Source organism: Bradyrhizobium pachyrhizi (genome assembly GCF_029714545.1).
GTDB classification, from domain to species: domain Bacteria; phylum Pseudomonadota; class Alphaproteobacteria; order Rhizobiales; family Xanthobacteraceae; genus Bradyrhizobium; species Bradyrhizobium pachyrhizi.
On sequence record NZ_CP121667.1, the window covers coordinates 5,347,187 to 5,373,745 of the forward strand.

The window sequence follows — 26,559 nt, forward strand, 5'->3', positions numbered from 1 at the left end:
GCGGCCTCTGACATCATGCTGCCCCGGGACCGGGCACCCCGTTCGACCAGGACGGAAGGAAAATTCGACTGCGGAGGAGATTCCCCGGCCGTCCCCGGTATGAAGCTTGCTTTGTTTGCGTGGCCAGCGTTTGCACTCGTGAAGGGAGGAAATCATGCCGGCCCTGTTCACCACGGAAGACGCGCCCACCCATCGGCGCCTTGCGCTCTGGCAGGACATCGTCTGCGACGTGTTCGTGCAGCTCGACTGCAAGTCCGATCTCGGCACCGCCTTCCACGGCGCCATCACCAGCACGCAGCTGGGCGCGGTGAAATGCTCCGTTGTCTCGTCGAGCCAGCAACGGGTGCTGCGCACGCCGTCGCGGATCGCACGCGCCAGCGAGGATTTTGTTCTGTTCGCGCTCGGCCGGAGCGGCACTGGCAGCGTGCTGCAGGACGGCCGCGAGACCGTGATCCGGCCCGGCGAGTTCGCATTCTACGACACCACCCGGCCTTATGAGCTGCGCTTCAACGCCGACTTCACGCAGACCATCTTCCAGGTGCCGCGCGCCATGCTGCACCGGCGCTTCGCCGGCACCCAGGGCTTAACTGCGACCACGTTCACATCGGATCGTCCCGTGCAGCGGCTCGCCTGGCAGTTCATCGCGGGGCTCTCCGAGATCGCCGACAAGCTCGATCCTGACAACGCGATCCGCCTCGCCGACCAGGCCGCCGACCTGCTCGCGATGGCGATGAGCGAGCGGCTCGGCGGCGCCGCGCTGCCGGCCTCGACCCACCGCTCCGCGCTGCTCTACCGGCTGAAGGCGCATGTGCTCGCGCATCTGCCGAACCCCGAGCTCAACCTCACCGAGACGGCCGCCGCGCTCGGCATCTCGCCGCGCTACGTCAACAGCCTGCTGGCCGACGAGGACACCTCGTTCCAGCGCTTCGTGCTGGCGCAGCGGCTGGAGCGCTGCAAGCGCGACCTCGCCTCGCCGGCGCACGCGCATCGTCACATCGGCGAGATCGCATTCGCCTGGGGCTTTAACGATCTCTCGCATTTCGGCCGCGTGTTCCGCGACCATTATGGCCTGTCGCCGCGCGACTGGCGGCAAAGCCGGCTGCCGAACTAAAGCTTTTCGAGGGAGGCCAAGGGTCTCTTGCGGCGCAAAATAGCCGGGAATCCACGCCCTCACGGGAGCAAATATTTACACTAACTGCAACCGGTTCCCCGGCGCCCTTCTTTTCGCTGGTGCCGACCGGTACAGTCGTGCCGTTCATTTGGAGGATTTCCCCATGCAGGACCGGCGCCAGAGCGTACGCGAGAAGGTGTTCTATGGTGCGGTTGCGGAGATCAATGAACGCGGCTCGACGATGGATTGCGTCGTCCGCAACATCAGTGAAGGCGGTGCCTGCGTTGAATTTAGCGATGCCGCACACTTGCCCGAAGAGATGAATCTCAGCGTCGCACGCAAGGGCCGCTCGTTCCTGGCCCGCCTGATCTGGCGCCAGGCCAACAAGGTCGGCCTCGCCTTCCGGATCATGACTTCCGACACGCCGGTCAGCGATCTCGACGAGCGGGTCCGCCGTAGCGAGATCAAGAAGCGGCAGCTGCAGCGGCGCATCAATGAATTGCTCGGCCAGGGCTGAGCCATCTCGGCTCGGAGCCCTCGTTCCCGTCGCGGCCGGCATCCGGCATTCGGGGTTGCAAAGGCCGGGCTAATCCAGCATGCGGTAATCCCCGCAACGCCGGAACCGAGAGCCACTCCACCACATGTCGTCCGCGATCATCGAGCATCCCGACGGGCTGCCGCAACCGCAGCGCAATTGGGCCATTCTCACGATCGCGCTCGGCCTCGTGATGGCCGTCGTCGACGGCTCGATCGCCAACGTTGCGCTGCCGACCATTGCCCGCGATCTGAACGCCAGCCCGGCGTTCTCGATCTGGATCGTCAACGGCTATCAATTGGCGATCACGATCTCGCTGCTGCCGCTGGCCTCGCTCGGCGAAATCATCGGCTATCGCCGCGTCTATCTGGCTGGGCTGTTGCTTTTCACGCTGGCATCACTGTTCTGCGCGCTGTCGCACACGCTGCCGCTGCTGACGGTCGCCCGCATCCTGCAGGGGTTTGGCGCTGCCGGAATCCTCAGCGTCAACACCGCGCTGGTCCGCTTCATCTACCCGCATTCGCTGCTCGGCCGCGGCATCGGCGTCAACGCGCTGGTGGTCGCGATCTCGGCTGCGGTCGGCCCGACCATCGCCTCGTTCATCCTGGCGGTCGGGACCTGGCCGTATCTGTTCGCCATCGATGTCCCGCTCGGCATTGTCACGCTGGCGCTGGGTTGGCGCTTCCTGCCGCACACGAGGCCTGCGGTTCACGCCTTCGACTGGCAGAGCGCCGCGCTGAGCGCCATTGCGTTCGGGTTCGGCATCAGCGCGATCGACAGCGCCGGCCATGGCGGGTCGCTGTATCTCTGTGCATTGGAGTTCGCTGTCGCCGCGGTCGCCTCGCATTTGCTGTACCGGCGGCAGCAGCATCTGCCCTCGCCGCTGCTGCCCGTCGACCTGTTGCGGATTCCGATCTTCGCGCTCTCGATCGGCACCTCGATTGCCTTGTTCTGCGGCCAGATGCTGGCTTTTGTCGCGATGCCGTTCTATCTGGAAAACCATTTCGGATATTCGGCGGTGCAGATCGGCCTGTTGATCACGCCGTGGCCGATCGCGGTCGCGTTCGCGGCCCCGCTCGCGGGCTGGCTGGTGGAACGCTATCCGGCCGGCCTGCTCGGCGGCATCGGCCTGCTGCTGTTCGCGACGGGATTGGGCACGCTGGCCCTGATGCCGGCCAACGCGACGCCGATCGACGTGATCTGGCGCATGGCGCTCGCCGGCGCCGGCTTCGGCCTGTTCCAGACCCCAAACAACCGCACCATGATCGCCGCCGCTCCGCGCGAGCGCTCGGGCGGCGCCAGCGGCATGCTAGGGACCGCGCGCCTGCTCGGACAGACCATCGGCGCCGCTCTGGTGGCGCTGCTGCTGGCGCGCTATCCGGCTGACGGCACCCGGATCTCGCTGATGGTCGGCGTCGGCTTTGCCGTCGTGGGGGCTGTACTCAGCACGCTCCGGCTGTCCACCGCCGGCAGCCGCGGCGCCGACCGGGTGCGGGTCCAGGAGGGCCAGCGGCTGAAGGGCGAGTGACGGCGCGGAGACGCGCCTACCACCGCCAGAAACAAAAAGGCCGGCTGTTCAGCCGGCCTTTTCGTTTGGTTGTTCGCTCGCGCCTCAGACCTTGACCATCGGGCCCTTTGAGGCCGGCCCCTTGGTGCCGCCTCCGCCACCGTTGGGACCACCCTTCGGCGGCTTGCGCTTGCGCGGCGGCAGGTTCTCGGGCTTCGGCGTGACCGGGCCCTCGACATATTCGAAGCCGATCTTGTCCTTGGCGGTCGCCTCGTCCTTGACCAGGATGACGCGGACGTGTCCGCCGCCCTTGAGCTGGCCGAACAGCACCTCATCCGCGAGCGGCTTCTTGATGTGTTCCTGGATGATGCGCGCCATCGGACGTGCGCCCATCTGCTCGTCATAGCCGTGCTCGATCAGCCAGGCCTTTGCAGGCTCGGACAGCTCGATCGTGACGTCGCGGTCGGCGAGTTGCGCCTCGAGCTGCAGCACGAACTTCTCGACCACCATGCCGATCACCTCGGCATTGAGGTGCGCGAAGGAGACGATCGCATCCAGCCGGTTGCGGAACTCCGGCGCGAACTGGCGATTGATCGCCTCGTGATCGTCGCCTTCCCGCTTCGAGCGAGTGAAGCCGAAGGCCTGCCGCGCAAGATCGGCCGCTCCGGCATTCGTGGTCATGATCAGGATCACGTTGCGGAAGTTGACCTGCTTGCCGTTGTGGTCGGTGAGCCGGCCATGATCCATGATCTGCAGCAGCACGTTGTAGAGATCCGGGTGCGCCTTCTCGATTTCGTCGAGCAGCACGACACAATGCGGATGCTGGTCCACGCCATCGGTGAGCAAACCGCCCTGGTCGAAGCCGACATAGCCGGGAGGTGCGCCGATCAGGCGCGACACGGTGTGCCGCTCCATGTATTCGGACATGTCGAAGCGCAGCAGCTCGACACCGAGCGACGCCGCGAGTTGCTTGGCCACCTCGGTCTTGCCGACGCCGGTCGGACCCGAGAACAAATAGCTGCCGATCGGCTTCTCCGGCTCGCGCAGGCCGGCTCGCGCCAGCTTGATCGACGCCGCCAGCGACTCGATCGCCTTGTCCTGGCCGAACACCGTGCGCTTCAGGGTCTGCTCGAGATGCTTCAGCACCTCGGCATCGTCCTTCGACACGCTCTTCGGTGGAATCCGCGCCATGGTCGCGATCGTGGTCTCGATCTCCTTGATGCCGATCGTCTTCTTGCGCTTGCTCTCGGCGACCAGCATTTGCGCCGCGCCGGACTCGTCGATCACGTCGATTGCCTTGTCGGGCAGCTTGCGGTCGTGGATGTAGCGCGACGACAGCTGCACCGCCGCCTCGATCGCCTCATTGGTGTATTTCAGCCGATGGTAATCCTCGAAATAGGGCTTCAGGCCCTTGAGGATCGCGATTGCGTCTTCCACCGTCGGCTCGTTGACGTCGATCTTCTGGAAGCGCCGCACCAGCGCGCGGTCCTTCTCGAAGTGCTGACGGTATTCCTTGTAGGTGGTCGAGCCCATGCAGCGGATCGTGCCCGAAGCCAGCGCCGGCTTCAGCAGATTGGACGCATCCATCGCGCCGCCGGAGGTGGCGCCGGCGCCGATCACGGTGTGGATCTCATCGATGAACAGGATGGCGTTCGGATGTGCCTCCAGCTCCTTCAGGACCTGCTTGAGCCGCTCCTCGAAATCACCGCGATAGCGGGTGCCCGCAAGCAGCGTGCCCATGTCGAGCGAGAACACGGTCGCGGCCGCCAGCACTTCCGGCACATCGCTGTCGACGATGCGCTTGGCGAGGCCTTCGGCGATCGCGGTCTTGCCGACGCCGGCTTCGCCGACGAACAGCGGGTTGTTCTTCTGGCGGCGGCACAGCACCTGGATCGCACGGTTGATCTCGGCATTGCGGCCGATCACCGGATCGATCTTGCCGTCGCGCGCCTTCTTGTTGAGGTTGACGCAATAGGTCTCGAGCGCCTCGCCCTTCTTCTTGGCGTCCTCGTTGCCCTTGGTCTCGGTTTCCTCGTCGACGCCGCGCACCGGCCGCGCCTCGGACACGCCGGGCCGCTTTGCGATGCCGTGGCTGATGTAGTTGACGGCGTCGTAGCGCGTCATGTCCTGCTCCTGCAGGAAGTACGCGGCATGACTCTCGCGCTCGGCGAAGATCGCGATCAGGACGTTGGCGCCGGTCACTTCCTCGCGACCGGACGACTGGACGTGAATCACCGCGCGCTGGATCACGCGCTGGAACCCGGCGGTCGGCTTCGCGTCATCGGCGCCGTCAGTCACCAGGTTTTCGAATTCGGTCTCGAGATAATTAACGAGGCTGGTCCTCAGCTTGTCGAGATCGACGCTGCAGGCCCGCATCACAGCCGCCGCATCCGAGTCATCGATCAGCGACAGCAGCAGATGTTCGAGCGTCGCGTATTGATGGTGGCGCTCGTTTGCGATCGCCAATGCACGGTGCAGCGACTGTTCAAGGCTTTGGGAAAAAGTTGGCATTCGCGTCCTCTATGGCCCCCTGCCATCATGATCGCCATTACCGGGTCAGGCAATAACAACCTTCGTGATCGCCTTTGATATAGTTACGACGGATCGTGGCGAAAGACCGGTCCCGCGATGATGGTTTTCTTCTAAATTCGGGGCATCGGGGCGTCGCACGGCGACGCCCGTGATCGTACGGAACGCGGTTCACCACCATCAAAAATCGCGATGCAAGACCCGTTCCGCGTCCCGCGGCGGGTCAGTCGTTCCAGCGACCTATTTCTTTTCCATCACGCACTGCAGTGGATGCTGGTGCTTGCGCGCGAAGTCCATGACTTGCGTCACCTTGGTCTCGGCGATCTCGTAGGTAAAAACGCCGCACTCGCCGATCCCGTGGTGGTGAACGTGCAGCATGATCTTGGTTGCCGCCTCGGCGTCCTTGTTGAAGAATCGTTCCAGCACGTGAACGACGAACTCCATCGGCGTGTAGTCGTCGTTCAGGATCAGGACGCGGTACAGGTTCGGGCGCTTGGTCTTCGGCTTGACCTTGGTGATGACCGAGGTCGACGGGCCGCTGCCCGCCCCATTGCGGTTGTCGTCATTGTTCATTTTCGGCGCCGGCGCGGCGCCCACCGCCGGCATCGACGAAACCGGCTCGGAAATCGGGACTGTCAACGTGGATCGCAACATGGCTCAGGCGTTCGAATTCCCCAAGGGAAGCCGGATGGCGGGAAACCGGATGGCAGTTGGACGGTGGTCGCGATTGCCGCAAGACTGATCGCGGAACCCCCAGCAATGCTTTCCAGATTGCCGCTCCCGGTCCGATCCGGCGGCCGGATCGACCTCCCGAATATGGGCCTCGCGAGGCCCTGCCGCAAGCGCAGACCCGGCGCGGCCCACCGGTCCGATTCCCGGCGCGGCAACCCTCGGAAGGTTAATCATTTCTGCCTGATTTGACAAAGGAGTCGGGCCGCTAATTTAGACGTCATTGAGGATAGCGAGTGCTTTTGCCCTGCTTTTGAGCCTCCCCCGCGCCGCCCTGCCGGGTTTCCGGCGCCTGATTCACCATCTGTTTAGCGGCGCCGGTCGAGATGCTACAGCAATCCATTTCGACGAGAGTACCATGCTTGGTTCAGCCATTTCCGATCGCGTCTGCGCGGTTGCTCGCCGGTTTTCCAGGGCAAATAACGGCAATGTCGCGGTGATCTTCACCTTCGCAATGCTGCCGCTCCTCGCTTTCGTGGGAGCCGCGATCGACTATACCCGCGCCAACAACGCCCGCTCCGCGATGCAGGCGGCGCTCGATTCGACCGCGCTGATGCTGTCCAAGGATCTGACCATGGGCAACATCACGGCCGCGGAGATCCCGAGCAAGGCGCAGACCTATTTCACGGCGCTTTACACCAACAAGGACGGCCAGGGCATTTCCGTCACGGCCAACTATACGACCCCGACCTCTGGCGCGGCGGCCAACATTCTGCTGGGCGGATCCGGCCACATCAAATCCGACTTCATGCAGCTGGCCGGTTTTCCGACGCTGGGTTTCAAGAGCTCGACGACCACCACCTGGGGCAACGTCAAGATGCGCGTCGCCCTAGCCCTCGACAACACGGGATCGATGGCGCAGGACGGCAAGATCACCGCGCTACGCAACGCCGTGGCCGGAACCGGCGGACTGATCGACCAGCTCAGCGCGCTGAGCAAGAACAACGGTGACGTCTACATCTCCGTCATTCCGTTCGCCAAGGTCGTCAATGTCGGCACCAGCAATGTCGGCCAGAGCTGGATCGACTGGACCGACTGGCTCAATCCGCCGACCACGCAGCCCGCGAACGGCACCATGCAAGCAAGCCTGCCGATGAACTGGCACGCGGTCGGACCCGGTGCGCGATGCCCCTGGACCAACAACAATGGCGGCTTCACCTGCACGAAGAACCCGACCAGCACGTCCAACACGAACTACATCCCGTCGAGCGGGACTTATTCCGGCTACATTTGCCCCAGCGTCGATGCGAACTCGCATACGCGCTACAATGGCTGCTGGGTGAGCACTGCGGCCGGCACCGGCGTGTTCTGCAGCGGCTCGAACTCCTGTGCATGTCCGACGGACTCCACGGGCAACGCGGTGTCCGGCTGCAGTTGCAAGACGACCGGCGGCGTCTATCAGTGCACCGGCAAGCTGTATACCCACGACTGGACGCAGCCGGGCCCCAACGATACCGTGGACAATACGAGCCAGCCCCGGGTCAGCGCCATTGTCGGGTGGACCAACAACCAGTGGACCTCGACCAGTCAGACCCCCACGGTGAAGAACGACTGGCGGCAGGCCTCCACCAATCCGATCGGCAACTGGACGGGCTGCATCACGGACCGCACCCAGCCGAACGATGCGACCGGCGTGCTGCCGGCATCATCCGACGTCACCACGCTGTTCCCGGCCAACGAGTACTATGAGAACAGCACATTCTATTGCAACAGCAGCGCCTCGACGCCGCTCGAGCCCATCATTCCGCTGAGCTATAACTGGAGCGCGCTCAAGACGGCAGTCAACGCGATGCAGCCGACCGGCGGCACCAACCAAGCCGTCGGGCTCGCTTGGGCGTGGCAGTCGCTGCTGGTGGGCGGCCCGCTGAACACGCCGTCGGAGGACACCAACACGACCTACAACCGGGTCATTATCCTCTTGTCCGACGGTCTGAATACCGAGGACCGCTGGCCCGACTACGGCGACGGAAGCTCGCAGGCCTCAGGCAATCCGATCGACGCAAGGCAGGCATTGATGTGCCAAAACCTGCAGAACGCGAAGGATTCGAACGGAGCGCCGTTGTACACGATCTACACGATCCAGGTGAACACGAGTTCGCCCGCCGATCCGACCTCGACCGTCCTGAAGAACTGCGCCAGCACGCCCGACAAATTCTTCATGCTGACTAGTTCGACCCAGATCCTAACGACGTTCAACACGATCGGAACCGCCCTCAGCAAGCTGCGGCTGGCCAAATAGTCGCGCGCTTCAGGCACAACAAAAAAGCCCGGCCAAACGGCCGGGCTTTTCGCTTGTCTTGGTCCGCTGCGCTTACTGAGCGGCGGGCGCGAACTTGGAGACCAGGCCCTCATAGGGCTTGAAGGTCTGCTTGGCGCAGTCGCTGTACAGGCCGGCGATCTTCTGCGATTCCGCAACGAAGGTCTCGTAGGACGAGCGCAGGTACTCGGTCTGCGCCTCGAGCGCCTTGTCCAGCGACTTCACGCCCGACAGCTTCTCGACGAACGACTTGGTGTCCTCAAAGGACTTCTTGGCATAGTCGCCATAGGCGGTGGCGATGGCCTGAACGCCGCTCTGCAGGTTGTTCGCCGATGCGGTGACCGACTCGAAATGCTCTTTGCCGTAGTTCTGAATGTCTTCGATCTTGACCATGGATGGAATTCCTTTTCCCAGACTTGAAGGCGCAAATTCCCATTGCCGGGAAGCTCCCGGCCCCCTGACGCCGATAGCCATATCGCATCGCACAATAGAGTCAATAAATATTGTGCATCGCACAATCACGCAGCCCCGAATCTCCGGCATTCGCGATAAACCCCGGGGGACTACGCAACGGTTGCTTAATCTTTTGGAAACTCGGTCCGCCTAACCTGATTCCCGGACTTTGTTCGCCTTCCGACAGACAGCCTCGAAAGCTGTTTGTGAACAACACCTTAGCTAGAAGAGCGACCTGAGCCGCCGTTTCGGCCGATGGTGCTGCCCGAAGTGGTTTGTTGCGCAGGCAAGGATCGATGGCCGCCGGGCACAATTTCGCCTCACGAGCCAGTGATCTAGATAGAAATTGGGACGGGGAAGTAGATGCTTCGAACAACCTTGGCCTCCTCGCGGGCGCTGCGAGTTGGCGTTCTTGGGCTCGTGACCGTCACGACGGCGATCCTGATCACGAGTGACAGCGCCGAGGCGCGCCGTCACCGGCGCCACTACGCCCGTCATCACCACAGCCAGGAAGCGCGCGAGAGCTACAGCCCGCAATTCGCGTCGATCATCGTCGACGGCAACACCGGTTCGGTACTCACCGCCACCAGTCCCGACGGCCTGCGCCACCCCGCCTCGCTGACCAAGATCATGACACTCTATCTGCTGTTCGAGCGCCTCGATTCCGGAAAGATGAAGCTCGACACCGAAATGCCGGTGTCCGAGCACGCCTCCGAACAGGACCCGACCAAGCTCGGCCTGCGGCCCGGCTCGACCATCAAGATCGAAGACGCCATCAAGGGCCTGGTCACCCGCTCCGCCAATGACGCCGCGGTCGTGATCGCCGAGGCGATCGGCGGCAGCGAAGACGATTTCGCCCGGATGATGACCCGCAAGGCCCGCGCACTCGGCATGAGCCGGACCGTCTATCGCAATGCCTCCGGCCTGCCCAACGATGAGCAGGTGACGACGGCGCGCGATCAATCGACCCTCGGCCGCGCGATCCAGGATCGCTTCCCGCGCTACTACCGCTACTTCTCGACCTCGGTGTTTAACTTCCGCGGCCAATCGATCCGCAACCACAACCATCTGCTCGGCAGCGTCGAGGGCGTTGACGGTATCAAGACCGGCTACACCCGCGCCTCCGGCTTCAACCTCGTGACCTCGATGCGTCGCGGCAATCGCTTCCTGGTCGGCGTAGTGCTCGGCGGCCGCAGCGGCGGCTCGCGTGACGCCATCATGCGCAACCTGCTCGCCGAGAACGTCGGGAAGGCCGCGACCACCCGCACCGCCGCCGCGATCACCGAACGCAATCCGGCCGACGCCAATGTCGAGGTCGCCGACGCGGATAATGCGCGCGCGCCGGACACCTCGCCCGTCGCGGCATCGGAGCCCGCCGCCGCAGCTGCGGCGATCCAGGCGCCGCGCCCGGCCAGCAAGCCCTCGCTGATGGCCGCGGCCGCCGCTGCGCTGCCGCCGCTCCCGGCGAAGCCGGAGCCGCAGGCCAAGCCCGAGCCGGCGCCGCTGACCTCAGGCGTGATCCAGACCCAGCCGATCGCCGCGATTCCCGGCTCGGCTGAACCGATGAAGCCGGTCAAGGTGAAGACGGTGCAGGTCAAGGCCGGCCAGATCAAGCTCGCCGCGGCCGGCCCGGCGCAGTCCGCGCCTCCGATCACCAACACGATCCCCTCGCGCGGAGAGGTCCCCGAGACCTCCAATGCGATGATGGCGCGAGCCGCCGAGACCTCGAGGCCGGAAATGCCGCCGCAGCCGGCCAATTTCGGCACCGGCAACGGCATCCTCGGCGTGCTGCCGGCCTCGGCCGTCCATGCACCCGCTGCCCCGGCACCGCAGGCCGTGGCTTCGATCGAACCCGCAACCCGCAGCGTGCAGGCCGCTCCGCCGACCAGCGCCGCCAGGCCGAGCGCCGCGCATACCGGCTGGATCATCCAGGTTGGCGCGCTGGAGTCCGAGGGCGAGGCCAACAAGCGCATCGACCTGGCACGCAGCTCGGCCCGCGGACTGCTCAGCAAGGCGGATCCGTTCACCGAGGTGGTCGCCAAGGATAATCGCAAGCTCTATCGCGCCCGCTTTGCCGGCCTCGAGCGCGATCAGGCCGAGGCGGCTTGCAAGACGCTGAAGCGCGCCGAGATCTCCTGCATCACCGTTCGCAACTGATCGCCAGCATCTGCTGATTTCAAACGGCCGGCGCCGCAAGCGCCGGCCGTTTTGTTTTTGCCGCCGCGAAAACGGCCGGCCAGCCGCGCGCGGCGCAACCATGAAACTTCTCGTCAAGATTTTACGGTTAAGTTTTCCCGAAAGAGCGATCGGCCACGCCGGACAGCGGCGGGCCAGACGGGGCATCAATCAGAAACGGAAGGCAGCTCTCGGCTGTGGCGTTGGTAGCGTAGCCGGAGTTAGAGATGCGTGCGAAGCAGAGTGTCCTTGGCCTCGTTCACACGGGCCGCGAGGTACGTCGAGCCCCCCTGGTCGGGATGGAGTTTCTTCATCAGGGTACGGTGAGCCCGGCTGATGTCGTCGCGCGACGCTCCCGGCTGCAGGCCAAGGATTTGATAGGCCTCCTCGTTCGTCATTTTGCCACCCGACGCCGCACGGCCCTGCCCCCGTGCCCGGTCGCCCTGTGCGTCCTGACGCCAGGCGGGAAAGCGGCGGTCCAGATAGCTTTCAAGTAGCGCGACGCTCTCGGCGTCGAAGCTCGGGACCATCGCCAATAGCTGCGACAGGTCGAATTCATCGAGCATGCGGCCGGCCTGCGGTCCGGCCACGATCTGGCCCCTGAGCACGCCGCTGCCGTGATCGAGGGCCATATCGAGATATTGCGAGCGCACCCGCGAGCTTTGTCCCTGGCTGCGCGAACCGCCGAACATGCCGCCGAGATTGGGAAATCCGGTGCTTCCGAACGGCGACCAGCCGAGCAGTCCGGCACCGAAGATGCCGAGCGGAATTGCCACCGCCAGTTCGCCCCGCACGCCGGTAAAGGCTGCGACCGCGAGGGCGAGCACCCCGCCGCCGATCTTGATCGCGCGCGCAAGCACGGCGGGATTGGCCGCACGAAACATCTGCAGCGCGGAATAAAGGACGACAACGGCGATGACGCCGGCGATCAGCGTTGGCATGTCGGGAATATAGGCGGCCCGGCGACAAAAAGCATGCGAAGCTTCGTTTCACCGGCGTCAGGCGGAGCCTGACGCGACGCGGCGCTATTTCATCTGACCGATCAGCTTCGCCGCGCCGCTCGCGGTCTTGGCCAGCTGCAGCAGCGCCTCGCGGCCGCCGGCGGCATAGGCTGCGGCGGCACGCAGCAATTCGCGGAGTTGCGCGGCCGCGCCGGGATCGAACCTGCACCAGGCGCCACCGGTCAGTCGCGCGATCTCGCGAAACGTTTGCTCGGCGGTCGCATCCCTGCCCTCCTGGAACATGAAGACCGGCACCTTGAGCAGGCCGAGCTCGCCGGCCTTCGCGCACAGATCGTCGGCGCTCTCCTCCATCGCGTCGCCGACGAACACCAAGGCGCGCACCCCTGCCTCGACCGCTTCGCGACGCGTCTCGGACAGCACCTTGCCGATCTGGGTGTTGCCGCCCTGGCAATCGATCTTGCTCATCAGCCGCGCGAGCTGCGCGCTGTCGGAGATCCAGCCCGACGCACGGCACTCATTGAAGCCGCGATAATAGACGAGGCGGATATCGAGACTGCCGAGCGCGCCGGCTTCGCGGAACATGTCCGCCTGCAGCGTGCACGCCATGTCCCATGTCGGCTGCCGGCTCATCGTGGCGTCGAGCGCGAACACCAGCCTGCCGTGGGCGCCGGCGCGATGCGGCGACATCGCTCGCGCCCTGGCGACGAATGCCGCGATGTCGTTCGCGCTGGATGTCGGCACGCCAGGCTCATGGGCCGGGCGTACATCGCTTCCGGATGTCGGTTTGATCGTCTTGCCGGCCATCAGCGCTTGCCTCGTACAGCAAACACTATGTGGGCCGCGGCAGTGGATTGGTCAACGTGAGAGGCCAGCCTGGACCGCGGGCCGCCCCGTCAGTTCGTGACCGACGGATCCTTCTTCGTCTCGGTCTTGGTCAGCGAGAGCGACTTCTTGAGCTTATCGGTCAAGGTCTGAGGTTTCTCGACCGGCACGTAGAGCGAGACGGGACCGGGCTCCAGAATCTTCGGCGGCGCATTCCTGGTGTCGACCGGCGCGACAGCGCTGTCGGTGTCGGCGAGGAATTTATCGAGCATGGCCTGGATCGAGTCCTTGGCCTTCTCGGGCCCTGTGTCACGCATGTCGTTGTGCTGGAAGTTGGTGTTCACCACGGTGATGCCGGCCTTCTCGCATTCGTCGGCATCCGGAACGACGCCCGGATCCGGCTTGAACTGCGAGTCATGCGAACGGAACGACAGGATCTTGAACTTGCCGTCGGTCATGAACGGCACGCGCAGATTGTCCAGCGTCACCACCTTCTTGATCTCGTCCGGATACTGCTTGGCGAAATACATCGCGATGTCGCCGCCATTGGAATGGCCGACCATCGTCAGCTTGCTGTAGTCCGCGTTCGGCTGGCGCTTCTTCATCTCCTCGATCGCGAACTTGATGTTGGTGATGCCGCGCTGGTACTGCGGCAGGCGGCCGACATAGAGTTCGCCGACCTTGGTCACCATCGGTCCGTCCGACGGCAGGTCGTTCTGAATGCTGATGGTCAGATAGCCGCGCGCCGCGAACACGTTCGCGAGGAAGGAATATTCGGTGAATTTGACGGTATTGCCATGATTGAGGATCGCAACCGGCAGCGTGATCATGCCAGCGTCGGCCTGCATCTCCTTGTCGAAGCGCACGGCAACGTCGACCGCGACCGGCCGCTCATCGCGCGTCGGGTCCTTGAACATGAGAGTTTCGTGACGGATCGCCCACTTGCTCGCGGTGAAATAGGCCGCCGTGATCACCACGGAGAGAGAAAGCAGAACGAGAATTCCACGCTTCATGACGTCCTCGAGGTGCCCGCCTTTTCAGGGCTATTCTTGGCCGGAGACTCTTCGGCCTCCTTTTGAGAATATATGTCACAGCGCTGTGACAGGAAGTCTAAAAGTTGGGACTTCGCAGCACGTTCATTGTGCGGTGCACACAACCTTTGTGCATTCGCTTCTGGCGCTATGGCTCTGCGGCACGATAATACCTCAAGACCAGCCGACAGGGATCGGGAACGCGGCTGGCTTGGGAAAACCGGATCTGGCCAGCTTTGTTCCGGCATATTGGCGACGGAGTGGCCGAAAACCCCGCAAGACTACCGTGCTTCTGGAGCGTCCGGGAAGTGACGATCGTCACTTGCTGCGCGCCCGCCGCTCTGGAACCTGCCCGAAGGAGTGCCCGGAGGCCTAGCTGCCGATGATGTCGTCGACTTCCAGCGGCTTGTCGACCTGGCTGAACCATTCGGCCCGGTTGGCGGCCCGGCGGCGGCCGCGCTCGTCGAGCGGCAGCTTGAGCTGGCGCAGCAGGCTCATCACCTCCTCGCGGGCGGTGACGTGGCCGAGGCTCGGGCGGGTGCCGAGCGTCGCCTCGTCGATGTCGTCGAGCGCGGTCAGCCCACGCGGGAAGAATTCGCGATAGACCACCCGCTCGGCAAAGCCGTCGACCGCGCGGAACCCGAGCCGCAGCGACAGCTGCTTCAAGCCGTCGGCGACCAGCTGCTTGTTGCGCGAACCGAGCATCGACAGCCGGTTGCGCACCACGATCCAGTCGGTCGAGGCGCCATCGAGCTGGCGGCGCTTGCGTCTGGTGTCGCGCACCATCTCCGCATAATGGCTCTCGCCGGTCACCGCGTAGGTCGCGGGATCGACGGTGCCGAGCACGTCGAAATCGAGGAAGCTGTCGTTGATCGGCGTCACCAGCGTGTCGGCCATCGAATGCGCGAGCCGCATCAGGTAGCTGTCCGCGCCCGGGGTATCGATGACGATGAAATCATAGGCGCGTTCCACCGCACTCACCGCGGCCATGAACTGCTGGAATTCCGCGTTCTCGTTCTCCTCGATCTGCATCGTCTCGCCGTACTTGATGCAGTGGTGTGCCGGGAGCTCGAGGTCGAGCCCGGTGCGTCGCGCCCAGGCCTCGCGATTGCTGATGTAGCGGGTGAAGCTCTGCTGGCGGCAGTCGAGATCGATGCTGGCGACGCGCTGCCCGGCCTTCAGCAGCGCGACGGCGATATGCAGGGCGGTGGTCGACTTTCCCGATCCACCCTTCTCGTTGCCCAGCACGATGACATGTGCGGAGCCGGATTGACCCTGACGAGCCTGCACCAACATGATTCAAATCCCCGCAATGATCTTCAAAGCGAGCGCCGCTGCGGTCAAGTGAAATGCATCGCTGCGACAGGAAATCAATTGCGGCCATGCTGATGAATCGATCAAGCAAGACTGCTGAGTCGATCGGCGGCTTTGATCCGCGCGCGTTCGAGATCGTGTAAGGCTTATCGGCCGGTTTGCCGATCGTGGTTCGGACTTGGTAAGCTGCGTGACCTGCCGAACGCCAACCCGTCCCGCCCAGATTCGTTCCCACCCGGATTGCCCCACGAGCCGAGACCAGATGCCGAGAAATCCCACCGTCGTCCGTACCGTCCCCGCCCTTCGTCGCGCCGTCGACACCCTGCGCGCCAAGAAGGCAACCGTCGCGCTGGTCCCAACCATGGGAGCGCTCCATGACGGCCATGTGTCGCTGGTGCGGCTCGCCAAGCGCCGCGCCAAGCGGGTCGTCGTCTCGATCTTCGTCAACCCGACCCAGTTCGCGCCGACCGAAGATTTCGGCTCCTATCCGCGCACCTGGCAGGCCGACGTCGCCAAGCTCGCCGCCGAGGGCGTCGACCTGATCTGGCACCCGGAGGTGAAGGCGATGTACCCGGACGGCTTCGCCACCAGGATCGTGCCGGAGGGGCCGGCCACCGCCGGGCTCGAGGATCGCTTCCGGCCGCATTTCTTCGGCGGCGTCGCCACCGTGGTCGGCAAGCTGTTCACCCAGGTCCGGCCCGACGTCGCGATCTTCGGCGAGAAGGACTTTCAGCAGCTCCGGGTCGTCACCCAGATGGCCGCGGACCTCGACCTCGGGGTCAAGGTGATCGGGTCCAAAACGGTGCGCGAGCGCGACGGTCTCGCGATGTCGTCACGCAACGTCTACCTCTCGCCGGAGGAACGGCGCGCCGCCCCCGAGCTTCATCGGGTGATGAAGCAAACGGCCGGCCGCCTGCGCGCCGGCGAGGACACCGCGACCGCAATGGCCGACGGCGCCGCGGCGATCACCAGGGCCGGCTTCGTGCTCGATTATCTCGAAGTCCGCCACGCCGCCTCCCTGGCGCCGATCGGCTCGCTGAAGGACGGCCCGATGCGGATGCTGGTGGCGGCAAAGCTCGGCAGCACCCGCCTGATCGACAACATCGCGGTATAGAGCAGGATCCGGAAAGTGTGATGCGGTTCATGCGCAAACGGGGTTCGAGCCTGTAATGAGGGCTCGGCCTCATCTGCGCGGCCGACGCGTGGATGATTGCGCCTTTCAGAGGCGATCGGAATGAGCGGTTATTTCAGGAAAGGCATTGCTTTCGGCATCGCGCTCGTGGCCGCAGGCCTCGTGCAGGCGCAGACCCGGCCGCCGGTCGGCGGGGTCAATTCGGCGCCCGGCGCGATGATCTTCTATGTCGCGCATGGTGCGCCTGATGCCTGCGGCCCGGGCTGCTCGGACTGGATCGCCGCCGAGGGCGCCGTGCAGTGGGATACCTACAAGCGCCTGCTGGCGATCCTCGACCGGCAGAACGGCCGCAAGCTGCCGGTGGTGATCAACGTCAAAGGGAATTCCAACCTCAACGTTGCCTCCAGCCTCGGCCGCATCCTGCGCGATCGCGGCATCGATGCCGCGGTCGCGGCGACCGAGGTCGAGGCCTGCACCGGGAAATCCGAGGAGGAATGTTTCGCGCTCAAGCGGCCCGGCGGCCCGCTCGACGCCAAGGAGAAGCTGTCCGGCATTGCCTGCGATTTGGCCTGCGTGCTGATGCTGTCAGGCGGCGTGCATCGCAGCCTGCCGGAAGGCAGCCGCGTGGTGCTGAGCGGCATGGCGATCCACAACCGGCTCGCGCCCAACGTCTCGGCCGAGCATCGCGAGAGCCTGACCTCGGTCTTCACCGACCAGTTCCGACGCTATCTCGGCGAGATGGGGATCGATCACGAGCTGCTCGACGTCGCCGTCAGCAATGCGGGCGGCAGCCGCTATGTCGAGATCCCGGCGTCCGAATGGAGCCGGCTGCACCTCGTGACGCAGTAGTTCGCGGCAGTCATCGGCCTCAGAGCAAGCCGAGGTCGCGCAACTCGCGGCGCATCGGCTCGGGCATCGATGCCACGCTGGCGGCGCTCGACTTGGTGAGATCGGCCGGCGCGGAGTCCGCGGTCAGGTAGCGCCAGCCCTGGAACGGCCGCATCGGCCGCGGCGAGACCGCGATCACCTTGGGCTGCATTACCAGCCGGCAGCGTCCGATGCCGTCCTTGTCGCGGAACGGCTCGATGGCGATGATCTTCTCGCGCGCGGCGATCTCGCCGCGGATCACCCAATAGAGCGAGCCGCCGGCAAGGATCTCCTCCTCGCGCTTCGGCGTCATCCGCGTGATGTGGACGTGACGGAGCGGCAGGCCCTTTTTCTTCGCGGTCGCCATCCGCTCGGCAACCCAGCCCTTGAGTTCCTTGACGGAGTCGCAACCGACGGCGAGCTTGATGAGATGAAGCGGCATGCGCCGGATGTAGCGGCCGGCGCGCGCTTTGAAAAGGGAGCGCTCTCCGCGGCGGTGGATATCGGGACTAGAGCGTTTTTCGAGCCAAACGAAGCCGGAACAGTGCAATGACGGCGGCTCAAGCCGCCGCCATCACGCTCATTGCTCGTTCGCAGCCGCCGGTGCGCTGGCGGCGGCAGGAGGCGGCGCCGGCGCGGCCGGGGCCGGCGCGATCTGGACCGGGCGCTTCGCTGCCGGCGGCCGCTTCGGGGCTGCGGCGGGCGGCGCGGCGGCGCGCGCGGCCGGCGCTGGTGCGGCGGCGGCTGGCTTGGCCGGCTCGGGCGTCATGATGCTGACCGGCGGCGTGTTCGCCGAGCTCGGAAACTCCGCATTGGTCGGCTTGCCGGTGGGCAATGACTGCGGCAGCGCCGCGACCAGGCCGGAGGCGGCCGACGCCTGGGCGCCGGCCGGCGCGTTCCACGACCCCGCGTAGCGCGTGATCAGGTTCTCGTAGGTCCGCTCGTTCATGTTGGCGATGATCTGATGGTTGTCGCCGAGCGAGCGGAACGCGGGGCACGCGGTCGGCGTGCAGTGGTCGCGCGCCATCAGCGCATAGGCGACCAAGCCGTAGCGGTCATGCTCGATGGCACGGCGCAGCGCCTGCAACTCGGTGGTCGAATTGCGCTCGGCGGTCGCGAGGTCGCCGAGCGCAGTCAGGCGCGAGATCTGCGCCGCAGCGTAACTGACCGCCGCTGCCGCCGTATCCGATGAACCGAACAGCACCTTCTCGCAGGCGTTGAGAACGGCGTCTCCGGCGAGATCGTCGACGCAGGCGAGCGCCGGCACCGTCTGGCTGGCCAGTTGCGCCGTCCGTGTCTCGGCCTGCGCCGCCTGCCCGCCCGGGCCGAAGCCACGGATCGTCGCGGCGACAGCAACCGCGATCGACAGCAGCGTGATCACGGTCAGCGCGCCGTTGGCGACGGATTTTTCCGCACGCAGCAGCGTGACCAGAACGACGATCCCAAAGAACCCCGCAGCGGCCAGCGTCAGCCACATCGGGAAGGTCGGTGAGCGCCAGATCTGATCCAGCGAGGAAGCCCAGTTCATGCGCGATGTCCCTCAACGCAGCGTAAGCACAATCGGCGACGGCGAACGCCGCCACCCCGACGTCCAACCTTCAGCACAATGGATCTGCGAACGGGGCCTTTTGACGGCGGCGGCGCGGAACCCGCTCCAACCGCCGGCTTGCGCACAACTCCTTCAGGACAGCGCGAGCTGACTCTCCTTGGCCACTCGTTCGAAAGCTTCAGTCGAGCTCTTGATGCGATATTGGCAGTCGTCACCGTCGGTCGGCAGCAGGCGGATCACTTGATAGGTGCCGCTCGCGGCGGGGCGCGCCACGTTGCTGGCCGTGAAATAGACGGTCTCGCCAATCGAGTACTTATGCTTCAACGCCCTCTCCATTTTCTTAGAGATTGCTGGCTGAGCTGACAGTCCCGATAGCTCAGGCCGGCATTTTGAGAACCCTGCGGCAAGCTAGCACATCGCACCTCCCCAAATCCAGCGAGATTGGGGCATGGCGAAGGTGCGATTTTTGCAGGTTTTTCAGGGCGATAGGCAGCAATTTGCGTGCCAGCCGGAAATTGCCCGCCGAGCCCGGCTGGAACCCTGATTCCAGCCGCTCAGGCGGTGTGCGGCAGCTTGCCGCCCGGGCTCGCGCCGTCGACCGCAGCCGGAAGTTGCTGGGCGAGCACCTTGGACAGTTGGTCCACCGGAATGTTGAACCTGGCGGCGAGCTGCTTGACGGTGTCGCTGCCGAGCACCTGCTGGAGCTGCTCAGCCGTGATCGGCAGGTTCTGACCGGTACCGATCCAGGATTTGACCTGCTCGCCGAGCCCGGCCTGCTCGAGCTTGGCGACGATCGCGGAAAAGCCGCCCTGCCCGCCATTGCCCAGGACCTCGCCGAGCACTACGGGGATCACCGCCGCGCCAAGCTGGCCAAGCATGCCTTTCAGCTCCGGCGAATTCTCCAGGGAATCGAGAATGCCCATGGTCTAAGTCCTTTCACGACTTGCAAAACCAGCCTTTCCGGATTCGACGCCTTCGGCCCCGCGGCGTCAAGCCGCGATCTTTGCGACCGCTGTCACAATTCGGAAGCGCAGCAACCGTCAGACATCCTCGAATCGGGCGATCCGCAGCGTCTCGGCAACGCCGTCGCGGGTCCATTCCTGGAACGCCGGAAGCTGCATCATGGCATCGACATAGTGCTGCGCTTCGGCCTTCACCGGGATCGCGTAGGTGCGGAAACGATGCACCACGGGCGCGTACATCGCATCGGCGGCGGAGAATGCGCCGAACAGGAACGGACCCTGCTTGCCGTAGCGCGCATGGCACTCGGCCCATATCTCCTGGATCCGCGCCACGTTGGCGCGCGCATCATCCGACAGCGCGACGGCGCGGATCGGGCGGTGCAGGTTCATGCCGCATTCGCTGCGCAGCGGCATGAAGCCGGAATGCATCTCCGCCGAGATCGCGCGGGCATGCGCGCGCGCGGCACGATCCGCAGGCCAGAGCTTCGCCTCGGGAAATCTCTCGGCGAGATATTCGATGATCGCCAGCGAATCCCACACCGTGACGTCGCCATCGATCAGGGTCGGCACCTTGCCGGCCTTGCTGAAAGAGAGGATGCGGTCCTTGTCGGCCTGGTCCGTGTAGAGCGGAATGAAGACCTCTTCGAACGGGATGTTGTTGGCGCGCAACGCCAGCCAGGGCCGCATCGACCATGACGAATAGTTCTTGTTGCCGATGACGAGCTTGAGCATGTCCGGGAATCCTGTTGCCACGGTAGTTTGCCATAGTGCATTGCACGCGTTCAACCTGTACATGACGCGGATGCGGTCCGGCGCGGACAGTCAGCCGCGCGCTCACGAAGGAAGGCAACATGACTGGCTATTGGACCGACATCCTGGCCGTCGGCTTCTTTGCGCTGGAATGGCTGGTCTATACCATCACGCTGGAGCACACCGCGTATGGGCGCGACAGCCTGTCGGCGCGGATGCACGTCTATCGCGAGATCTGGGTGCGGAATCTGCTCAACCGCGACGCACGGATGGTCGACATGCAGATCATGGCCAGCCTGCAGAACGGCACCGCGTTCTTTGCCTCCACCAGCCTTATTGCGATCGGCGGCGGGCTGGCGCTCTTGCGCGCCACCAATGACGCGCTCGCGGTGCTCGGCGCGCTGCCGGTCAACCTGACGCCCTCGCCCGCTTTGTGGGAGGTCAAGTGCATCGGGCTGATCCTGATCTTCATCTACACCTTCTTCAAATTCGCCTGGGCCTATCGCCTGTTCAACTATGTGGCGATCCTGTTCGGCGCGATGCCGCCGGCCGACCAGCGCGATACGCCGGAGGCGGAGGCCCACGTGATCCGCACCACGCGGCTGTTCGAGACGGCGGGCCGGCACTTCAACCGCGGCCAGCGCGCGTTCTTCTTCGCGCTCGGCTATCTCGGCTGGTTCGTCAGCCCCTGGGTGCTGTTCGTCACGACAGCCGCCGTCGTGATCGTGATCTGGCGCCGGCAGTTCGCCTCGAATGCCTGGCAGGCGATGGGAAGCTGAGGCGAACCTCGTCTACGACGCGAAATCGCGCGGGCTGAAATCGAGGTCGAGCACCTTCCATTCGCCGTAGCGATCCCGCGGCAGCATCGCATAGGGCTGGCAGGCCTGCAGCGCTTCGGTCGCGCTCTTCAGCAACAGCGGCCCCTTTTCCGAGGCGGTGGCTTCGATCAGCAAGGGCTGCGCGGCGAGCTTACCGTCGGGCTTCATGAACACCCTGAGCTTGATCCTCACGTCGTCGCCCGTGCTCAGCGTCGGCGGAAGTTTCAGGCAGGTCTTCAGATGACGGCGGAATTCGGCGACCACGCTTGAGCCGACGTCCGCCTGCTCGGTGGCGGCTGCGTCGAAATTGTCCTTACCGGGTCCGAGGCCGGACGGCGCGTTGGCTGGCGGCTTCACGGAGATATCGGGCGGCAGGCCGAGCATGACATTGTATTTGACCGAAAGATCGGGCTCGGGCTGCGCATAGGCAGGCGACGACGCTGCCGCCTGTTGCTGCGCCATTGGCTGGGGCATCGGTGGCGGCTGAGGCGCCGGCTGCGCAGCCGCGGCTTGTTGCGGAGTTGGGTTGGGCTTGGGCGGCTGCGACGGTTGCTGTGGCGCGTTCTGCTGTGGCGCGGGCGCCTGCGCCGATGGTTCGGGCTTGGCTGAATCCACCGGCTTATCGAGCGACGGCAACTGCAACTCAGGCGTCGGCGACGGGCTCGGGGCCGGTTCGGGCTTGGTCTCGACCTCGGACTTGGCGACCTCCTGCGGCGTCACGATCTCGACCGGCACCGTGTCAGCGGCGACGGGATCGAACTGATGGACCTCCGAATACAGGAAAATCAGCGCAAGCAGCATCAGGTGCACGAACACCGACGCCATCAGATCCGCGTTTGGCCGAAACTTCATCCCACTCGATCACATCAGTGACGTCTCTCCCCGCCGGGCTACAATACCGGCCGGAACCCGCCTGCCTCAATCCCCATTCGGTCCAAAGCCGCAACCGGCCAGCGGGGCATTAGCATGATCCGGATCAGGACCCAGCCATTTTTCCAAGACTTGATGCTTCCCAAGACCTTGATGCTCAGGCAAAGACCCCATGCGTCGCGGGGCCCGTCATCGCGCGTCAGCTCTCCCGATCGCCGAGATCTCGCGCATGTCGTCAACCGACAGCTCGAAATCGAAGATGTCGATGTTCTCCTGAAGGCGTTCGAGCTTCGAGGTGCGGGGGATCGCGGAGACATTCTGCTGCACCAGCCAGCGCAGGCAGACCTGGGCAGCGCTCTTGCGATAGCGGTCGCCGATCCGCGCCAGCGCGCGGTCGCCCTTGACCCGTCCCTTCGCGATCGGGCTGTAGGCGACGAACGCCATGCCGTGGCGTCGACAGGCCTCGATCACGTCGGCCTGGTGTAGGTAAGGATGGTACTCGACCTGGTCGCAGGCGAGCGGCTCGGGACATGCCGCCACCGCCTCCTCGATCAGCGCCACGTTGAAATTCGAGACGCCGATATGCCGCGCCAGGCCCGCCTGCCTGACCCGCGCCAGCGCGCCGAGCGTCTCGGCAAGCGGCACCTGCGCATTGGGCCAGTGCAGCAGCAACAGATCGACCTCGGTCAGGCGCAGCCGCGCCAGGCTCTCCTTCGCCGACCGCTCGAGATCCTTCGCCATGAAATGCGTGGTCCAGACCTTGGTGGTGACGAACACGTCGTCGCGCTTGATGCCGGAGGCACGCAGCCCCTCGCCGACTTCGCGCTCGTTGTCATAGATCTGGGCGGTGTCGATGTGCCGATAGCCGAGCCGCAACGCCTGCTCGACGATGCGGGCGCAGGTCCGGCCGCGCAGCTCCCATGTGCCGAGCCCGATCGCCGGGATTCTGGCACCGTTGCCTTCGACGACATTCATGCGCCCATTATGCGCGCATGACGAAGCCCTGCCAACTCACGGTTCGGTTCCGCGATGGAACGGCGCGACGTGTCACCGCTCCGGCTGGTAGCCGTCGGTCAGCGTCTTCAGGAACGCGATAATGTCGGCCTCGTCCTGCGCCGTCATCGCCGGCGTGTCGCCGGGATGGCGCTCGAACGGCGGATCGCTGACGTCGACATTGCCGTGATATTTTTCCGGCAGGTCATCGTATTTGCGCACCGCGCCGTCGGCGCCGCGCGGAAACACCTTCTCCGGATTGGTATCGCGGAAGTTATAGAAGTCTAGCACCTGCTCGAGACTGGTGAAGACGCCGTTGTGGAAGAACACGCGACGCGTTGCCGTGTTGCGCAAGGTGGGCGTCAGAAACATCCCGCAATATTGCGTCTGCTCGGCAATGTCGGTGCGGTACGGACCGCAGACCCCGAGATCGAAATGATCGGGATCGCGGTTGCCGGCGAGCGCGGCGTTGCGCGGCGCGCCGAGCGCCTCATATTGGTGATCGGTGAACAGCGGCGGCAGACCGTCCCGGGTCGGCTGCGACGTATGGCAGCCGCCGCAATTGGCCTTGTCCGGATCGTTGAACAATTGCAGGCCGCGCACTTCGCTTTCGTTCAATCGCGCCTTGCCTTCCAGCCAGTAATCGAACTTGCTTGTGTAGGGATGGAAGCTCGGCTCCTCCACCTGATAGCGCGCGACGGCAAACATCGCCTCCGCGACCAGCAGCCGCGTATTGTCGAAGACACCGGCACCGAATAGCTCGGCGAAGCGCGGCGCGTAGCTCGCCTGGCGCAGCTTCTGCGCCACGATCTCGATGCTGCCGCCGTCCATCTCGTTGGGATCGAGCAGCGGGAAGATCGCCTGGTCCTGCAGCGTATCGGCGCGGCCGTCCCAGAACAGTCCGCCCTGCGGCACGATGTTGACCGCCGAGGCGGCAGTCCCGGTCGCGACCTTCCTGGCGCGCGGAGCCTGCTGGCCGAGCGCGGCCAGTTGCGCGAAGTCGACGACATTGTCGTCTTCGTCCTTTTCCGGCCCGATGCTGAAATTCGGCTGCCGCTCGAGATAGGTCAGGCCCGGCACGGCGCGTGTCCCTTGCCGGGATTGCGCGGGCCCGCCGAGCATCACCGGCCCATCATTTGGTGGCCCGTAGGCGTGGTCCGGACTGTGACAGGACGCGCATGACAATGCGCCCGAAGAGGACAGCGATGCGTCGAAGAAGATCTTCTGGCCGAGCTGCGCCATGGCGGACAGCTGAGCGACCGGCGGACGCCTGAGCTGCACCGGGTGCGGATTGGTCCCCGGAAGTCCCTGCGTCTCGACGGCCGCAACAGTGCCGGCCATGCACAGCAGGCCGGCGCCGAGAAGCCACAAGGTGCGGCCGTTCATGTCAGATCCAGTGTCGTTAAGCGTTTTCGCGCGAACCGGAGACCAGTTCGCGCGAGCAGAACGCGTCAGGGCAAAGCTTCGGTTCTGATTGGATCAGAACCGAAGGGCGTTAGTGGTGATGGTGATCATCCGGCGCGCTGACGATGACGGTGCCGGCGGTCGGATCGAGGAACAGCGTGTCCTGCCGATACTCGTGGTCCTGGCCGTGGCCACGCTCGAAGTCGAACATGTCGGCGATCGATTCGACGTTGTCGTCGAACGAGCCGCCGCCGAGACGCTGGCCATGCAGCCAGTTGTCCTCGATGAAGCGCACGACGGAGGCCTGCGTAATGCGGGTGTGGCTGACGTAATTCCGCTTGGCGAAGGGCGAGATCACCAGGAACGGGACGCGCGTACCGGGACCGCAGCGGCCGTTCACCGGCTGGCCGTTGAGGCCATTCGGCTGCGTCTGCTTGCCGATACCGCGGCCACACTGGCCGGGACCGTTGACCTGGTCGGCGGTCGGATCATACGAAGCGCTGATCGGCGCAAGGTACTGGTGGTCGTACCAGCCGTCGGAGTCGTCATAGGTGATGATGACGGCGGTCTCGCCCCACTCCTTCTGCTTCTGCAGGAAGTTGATCAGCTCGACATTGCCGGCCTGCTCATCGAGCGGATCGGAGTTGCCGGGATGACCGTCCTGATAAGCCGGCATCTTGATGTAGGAGACGGCCGGGAAGTTGCCGGCCTTCACCGAAGCATAGAAGTCCTCGAGATCGTAGGCATGATTGGCCGGATCGAGCGCCTTGCTGCCGGGCACATAGGTGTGACCGACCGCATTCACCGAGCTCGGCCGCGCATGGGTCGGGTTGGCGGTCGACTTGTAGTACTGGAACCAGGCGTGGTGCGGGATGTAGTCCACGACGGTGCCGTTGACGTTGCTCGAGAACGTGCTGCGGCCGCAGTTGGTGGTGCCGTTGCTGTTCTTGAGCGTCAGGTCGAAGCCGCCCATGAAGCTGCCCCAGCTGATCTGCTCGGCATTGAGCAGGTCGCCGATGTTCTTGCTGGTCATCAGGACCTGGCTGGTCGTGCTCGAGCAGGCATCGTAGGCAGGGTCGGTATCACCGATCAGCGTCAGGCCGCCCTGGCCGTCGGCGATCGACGACGACGAACCGACGATGTTCTGCGCGCCGTTGGTCTGGCCGGAAACCACCTCGAGCGCGCCGGGCGTCGACGGACCAAAGGTGTCGGTCCAGCTGTTGTCGCTCATCGCGAAGTTCTGGGCGTAATTCCAGAACGCGGTGACGGTGTTGCCGTCGAAATAACCCATCACCTGCCCGTTGGTGCCGAAAGCGCCGACGCCGCCGGCGGTGCCGCGACCGGTGAATTTCGGAAACAGGTCTTCCTTGCCGTTGTCGACCGCCTGCTGCTCGGGCGTATAGGCGTGGTTCTGCGACTTGGTGTTGGCCTGGGTGCGGTCGAGGCGGAACGGATTGGTCGCGCCGGTGCCGTTGGCCGCGTTGTTGTTCGGGTTATTGGTCAACAGATTGGCGCTGGCGAGATTGTTGACCTTCGGCGTATGCGGCTTCGCCGTGAACGGAATCGAGCCGGTCGGGTTGGTCGCAACCGGGTAGGTTGCGAAGTAGTGATCGAACGAGCGGTTCTCGTTGAAGATGACAACGAGATGCTTGATCGGCGTTTGGGTGTGGATGTCGTGCGGATGATGATCGTGGCCGTTATTGCCCTTGTTGTCGTCCTGGGCGGCGGCGCTGCACATCACCGCAGCGGCAGCAACCAGACAGACTCCGACCGTCGAAAGAAATTTGGC

The 26,559-nt window shown here is 64.7% G+C and carries 25 protein-coding genes; 9 read left to right on the forward strand and 16 right to left on the reverse strand.

All coding sequences use genetic code 11. The features are described 5' to 3' along the window. The first annotated feature begins 154 nt into the window (after positions 1 to 154). From QA639_RS25200 to QA639_RS25210, 3 genes are all read left to right on the forward strand, one after another. On the forward strand, positions 155 to 1,111 hold the full coding sequence (locus QA639_RS25200) for an AraC-like ligand-binding domain-containing protein (RefSeq protein WP_028336406.1): 957 nt from the start codon (positions 155 to 157) through the stop codon (positions 1,109 to 1,111). Positions 1,112 to 1,274: 163 nt separating this feature from the next. After that, complete coding sequence (locus QA639_RS25205) at positions 1,275 to 1,628, forward strand: PilZ domain-containing protein (protein ID WP_028336407.1); 354 nt, start codon at positions 1,275 to 1,277, stop codon at positions 1,626 to 1,628. 124 nt (positions 1,629 to 1,752) lie between these two features. Continuing rightward, entirely contained in the window at positions 1,753 to 3,174 is a 1,422-nt protein-coding gene (locus QA639_RS25210; protein WP_283087599.1) for an MFS transporter, read from the forward strand. 84 nt (positions 3,175 to 3,258) lie between these two features. On the opposite strand, the gene clpA is transcribed toward QA639_RS25210, so the two are convergent. Beyond that, on the reverse strand, positions 3,259 to 5,664 hold the full coding sequence (gene clpA / locus QA639_RS25215; protein ID WP_028336408.1) for an ATP-dependent Clp protease ATP-binding subunit ClpA: 2,406 nt from the start codon (positions 5,662 to 5,664) through the stop codon (positions 3,259 to 3,261). Between the two features lie 258 nt (positions 5,665 to 5,922). Then, complete coding sequence (clpS, locus tag QA639_RS25220; RefSeq protein ID WP_028336409.1) at positions 5,923 to 6,255, reverse strand: ATP-dependent Clp protease adapter ClpS; 333 nt, start codon at positions 6,253 to 6,255, stop codon at positions 5,923 to 5,925. Here clpS and QA639_RS25225 point away from each other — a divergent pair. Next, on the forward strand, positions 6,248 to 6,424 hold the full coding sequence (locus QA639_RS25225) for a hypothetical protein (protein ID WP_157340917.1): 177 nt from the start codon (positions 6,248 to 6,250) through the stop codon (positions 6,422 to 6,424). The genes clpS and QA639_RS25225 overlap by 8 nt on opposite strands. A gap of 345 nt (positions 6,425 to 6,769) precedes the next feature. Next, positions 6,770 to 8,650: a TadE/TadG family type IV pilus assembly protein gene (locus QA639_RS25230; RefSeq protein ID WP_050385755.1), complete on the forward strand. Its 1,881-nt coding sequence runs from the start codon at positions 6,770 to 6,772 to the stop codon at positions 8,648 to 8,650. A gap of 72 nt (positions 8,651 to 8,722) precedes the next feature. Here QA639_RS25230 and QA639_RS25235 read toward each other — a convergent pair whose 3' ends face one another. Further along, positions 8,723 to 9,061: a phasin family protein gene (locus tag QA639_RS25235; RefSeq protein WP_016844841.1), complete on the reverse strand. Its 339-nt coding sequence runs from the start codon at positions 9,059 to 9,061 to the stop codon at positions 8,723 to 8,725. Positions 9,062 to 9,484: 423 nt separating this feature from the next. Here QA639_RS25235 and QA639_RS25240 point away from each other — a divergent pair, with 423 nt between their 5' ends. Beyond that, positions 9,485 to 11,278: a D-alanyl-D-alanine carboxypeptidase gene (locus QA639_RS25240; RefSeq protein WP_157340914.1), complete on the forward strand. Its 1,794-nt coding sequence runs from the start codon at positions 9,485 to 9,487 to the stop codon at positions 11,276 to 11,278. A 239-nt stretch (positions 11,279 to 11,517) separates the two neighbouring features. Here the strand turns inward: QA639_RS25240 and QA639_RS25245 are convergent, their stop codons facing one another. From QA639_RS25245 to QA639_RS25260, 4 genes are all read right to left on the reverse strand, one after another. Then, positions 11,518 to 12,237 (reverse strand): DnaJ domain-containing protein, encoded by a 720-nt coding sequence (locus QA639_RS25245; RefSeq protein ID WP_028336413.1) that lies wholly within the window; start codon positions 12,235 to 12,237, stop codon positions 11,518 to 11,520. An 84-nt stretch (positions 12,238 to 12,321) separates the two neighbouring features. Further along, entirely contained in the window at positions 12,322 to 13,062 is a 741-nt protein-coding gene (locus QA639_RS25250; protein ID WP_028336414.1) for a vWA domain-containing protein, read from the reverse strand. 89 nt (positions 13,063 to 13,151) lie between these two features. Further along, on the reverse strand, positions 13,152 to 14,093 hold the full coding sequence (locus QA639_RS25255; protein WP_050999547.1) for an alpha/beta hydrolase: 942 nt from the start codon (positions 14,091 to 14,093) through the stop codon (positions 13,152 to 13,154). A gap of 390 nt (positions 14,094 to 14,483) precedes the next feature. Further along, entirely contained in the window at positions 14,484 to 15,407 is a 924-nt protein-coding gene (locus QA639_RS25260; protein WP_157340912.1) for a division plane positioning ATPase MipZ, read from the reverse strand. 280 nt (positions 15,408 to 15,687) lie between these two features. On the opposite strand from QA639_RS25260, the gene panC reads away from it, so the two are divergent. Next, positions 15,688 to 16,539, forward strand: a complete 852-nt coding sequence (gene panC / locus QA639_RS25265; protein ID WP_157340910.1) for a pantoate--beta-alanine ligase — start codon at positions 15,688 to 15,690, stop codon at positions 16,537 to 16,539. A 120-nt stretch (positions 16,540 to 16,659) separates the two neighbouring features. Beyond that, a complete protein-coding gene (locus tag QA639_RS25270) occupies positions 16,660 to 17,406 on the forward strand; it encodes a hypothetical protein (RefSeq protein ID WP_082190671.1) in 747 nt (248 codons plus the stop codon). Positions 17,407 to 17,425: 19 nt separating this feature from the next. Here QA639_RS25270 and QA639_RS25275 read toward each other — a convergent pair whose 3' ends face one another. The 5 genes from QA639_RS25275 to QA639_RS25295 form a co-directional block, all read right to left on the reverse strand. After that, on the reverse strand, positions 17,426 to 17,866 hold the full coding sequence (locus QA639_RS25275) for a DUF1489 family protein (protein ID WP_028336418.1): 441 nt from the start codon (positions 17,864 to 17,866) through the stop codon (positions 17,426 to 17,428). A 138-nt stretch (positions 17,867 to 18,004) separates the two neighbouring features. After that, positions 18,005 to 18,952: a hypothetical protein gene (locus QA639_RS25280; protein WP_157340908.1), complete on the reverse strand. Its 948-nt coding sequence runs from the start codon at positions 18,950 to 18,952 to the stop codon at positions 18,005 to 18,007. A 153-nt stretch (positions 18,953 to 19,105) separates the two neighbouring features. Next, on the reverse strand, positions 19,106 to 19,309 hold the full coding sequence (locus QA639_RS25285) for a hypothetical protein (protein ID WP_018272021.1): 204 nt from the start codon (positions 19,307 to 19,309) through the stop codon (positions 19,106 to 19,108). Between the two features lie 218 nt (positions 19,310 to 19,527). Continuing rightward, positions 19,528 to 19,896: a YidB family protein gene (locus QA639_RS25290; protein ID WP_157340906.1), complete on the reverse strand. Its 369-nt coding sequence runs from the start codon at positions 19,894 to 19,896 to the stop codon at positions 19,528 to 19,530. Between the two features lie 117 nt (positions 19,897 to 20,013). Next, positions 20,014 to 20,667 (reverse strand): glutathione S-transferase family protein, encoded by a 654-nt coding sequence (locus QA639_RS25295; protein WP_157340904.1) that lies wholly within the window; start codon positions 20,665 to 20,667, stop codon positions 20,014 to 20,016. 119 nt (positions 20,668 to 20,786) lie between these two features. Between QA639_RS25295 and QA639_RS25300 the strand changes: the two genes are divergently transcribed. Next, positions 20,787 to 21,464: a DUF599 domain-containing protein gene (locus tag QA639_RS25300; RefSeq protein ID WP_028336422.1), complete on the forward strand. Its 678-nt coding sequence runs from the start codon at positions 20,787 to 20,789 to the stop codon at positions 21,462 to 21,464. 12 nt (positions 21,465 to 21,476) lie between these two features. On the opposite strand, the gene QA639_RS25305 is transcribed toward QA639_RS25300, so the two are convergent. From QA639_RS25305 to QA639_RS25320, 4 genes are all read right to left on the reverse strand, one after another. Then, a complete protein-coding gene (locus tag QA639_RS25305) occupies positions 21,477 to 22,355 on the reverse strand; it encodes a hypothetical protein (RefSeq protein WP_157340902.1) in 879 nt (292 codons plus the stop codon). Between the two features lie 207 nt (positions 22,356 to 22,562). Then, a complete protein-coding gene (locus QA639_RS25310) occupies positions 22,563 to 23,348 on the reverse strand; it encodes an aldo/keto reductase (RefSeq protein WP_050385746.1) in 786 nt (261 codons plus the stop codon). A 72-nt stretch (positions 23,349 to 23,420) separates the two neighbouring features. Continuing rightward, positions 23,421 to 24,752 (reverse strand): cytochrome-c peroxidase, encoded by a 1,332-nt coding sequence (locus QA639_RS25315; protein WP_157340900.1) that lies wholly within the window; start codon positions 24,750 to 24,752, stop codon positions 23,421 to 23,423. Between the two features lie 109 nt (positions 24,753 to 24,861). Continuing rightward, positions 24,862 to 26,508, reverse strand: a complete 1,647-nt coding sequence (locus QA639_RS25320; RefSeq protein ID WP_157341293.1) for a phospholipase C — start codon at positions 26,506 to 26,508, stop codon at positions 24,862 to 24,864. Positions 26,509 to 26,559: the final 51 nt, after the last annotated feature.

Bases quoted from the DNA above. Each gene is read 5' to 3' on its own strand.
- clpS (WP_028336409.1), bottom strand. From the start codon at position 6,255: ATGAACAATGACGACAACCGCAATGGGGCGGGCAGCGGCCCGTCGACC.
- QA639_RS25285 (WP_018272021.1), bottom strand. From the start codon at position 19,309: ATGGAGAGGGCGTTGAAGCATAAGTACTCGATTGGCGAGACCGTCTAT.
- QA639_RS25200 (WP_028336406.1), top strand. From the start codon at position 155: ATGCCGGCCCTGTTCACCACGGAAGACGCGCCCACCCATCGGCGCCTT.
- QA639_RS25320 (WP_157341293.1), bottom strand. From the start codon at position 26,508: ATGTGCAGCGCCGCCGCCCAGGACGACAACAAGGGCAATAACGGCCAC.
- QA639_RS25240 (WP_157340914.1), top strand. From the start codon at position 9,485: ATGCTTCGAACAACCTTGGCCTCCTCGCGGGCGCTGCGAGTTGGCGTT.
- QA639_RS25295 (WP_157340904.1), bottom strand. From the start codon at position 20,667: ATGCTCAAGCTCGTCATCGGCAACAAGAACTATTCGTCATGGTCGATG.
- QA639_RS25245 (WP_028336413.1), bottom strand. From the start codon at position 12,237: ATGCCAACGCTGATCGCCGGCGTCATCGCCGTTGTCGTCCTTTATTCC.
- QA639_RS25235 (WP_016844841.1), bottom strand. From the start codon at position 9,061: ATGGTCAAGATCGAAGACATTCAGAACTACGGCAAAGAGCATTTCGAG.
- QA639_RS25275 (WP_028336418.1), bottom strand. From the start codon at position 17,866: ATGCCGCTTCATCTCATCAAGCTCGCCGTCGGTTGCGACTCCGTCAAG.
- QA639_RS25205 (WP_028336407.1), top strand. From the start codon at position 1,275: ATGCAGGACCGGCGCCAGAGCGTACGCGAGAAGGTGTTCTATGGTGCG.
- QA639_RS25260 (WP_157340912.1), bottom strand. From the start codon at position 15,407: ATGTTGGTGCAGGCTCGTCAGGGTCAATCCGGCTCCGCACATGTCATC.
- clpA (WP_028336408.1), bottom strand. From the start codon at position 5,664: ATGCCAACTTTTTCCCAAAGCCTTGAACAGTCGCTGCACCGTGCATTG.
- QA639_RS25270 (WP_082190671.1), top strand. From the start codon at position 16,660: ATGAGCGGTTATTTCAGGAAAGGCATTGCTTTCGGCATCGCGCTCGTG.
- QA639_RS25300 (WP_028336422.1), top strand. From the start codon at position 20,787: ATGACTGGCTATTGGACCGACATCCTGGCCGTCGGCTTCTTTGCGCTG.
- QA639_RS25315 (WP_157340900.1), bottom strand. From the start codon at position 24,752: ATGAACGGCCGCACCTTGTGGCTTCTCGGCGCCGGCCTGCTGTGCATG.
- QA639_RS25210 (WP_283087599.1), top strand. From the start codon at position 1,753: ATGTCGTCCGCGATCATCGAGCATCCCGACGGGCTGCCGCAACCGCAG.
- QA639_RS25250 (WP_028336414.1), bottom strand. From the start codon at position 13,062: ATGGCCGGCAAGACGATCAAACCGACATCCGGAAGCGATGTACGCCCG.
- panC (WP_157340910.1), top strand. From the start codon at position 15,688: ATGCCGAGAAATCCCACCGTCGTCCGTACCGTCCCCGCCCTTCGTCGC.
- QA639_RS25310 (WP_050385746.1), bottom strand. From the start codon at position 23,348: ATGAATGTCGTCGAAGGCAACGGTGCCAGAATCCCGGCGATCGGGCTC.
- QA639_RS25280 (WP_157340908.1), bottom strand. From the start codon at position 18,952: ATGAACTGGGCTTCCTCGCTGGATCAGATCTGGCGCTCACCGACCTTC.
- QA639_RS25230 (WP_050385755.1), top strand. From the start codon at position 6,770: ATGCTTGGTTCAGCCATTTCCGATCGCGTCTGCGCGGTTGCTCGCCGG.
- QA639_RS25290 (WP_157340906.1), bottom strand. From the start codon at position 19,896: ATGGGCATTCTCGATTCCCTGGAGAATTCGCCGGAGCTGAAAGGCATG.
- QA639_RS25305 (WP_157340902.1), bottom strand. From the start codon at position 22,355: ATGAAGTTTCGGCCAAACGCGGATCTGATGGCGTCGGTGTTCGTGCAC.
- QA639_RS25255 (WP_050999547.1), bottom strand. From the start codon at position 14,093: ATGAAGCGTGGAATTCTCGTTCTGCTTTCTCTCTCCGTGGTGATCACG.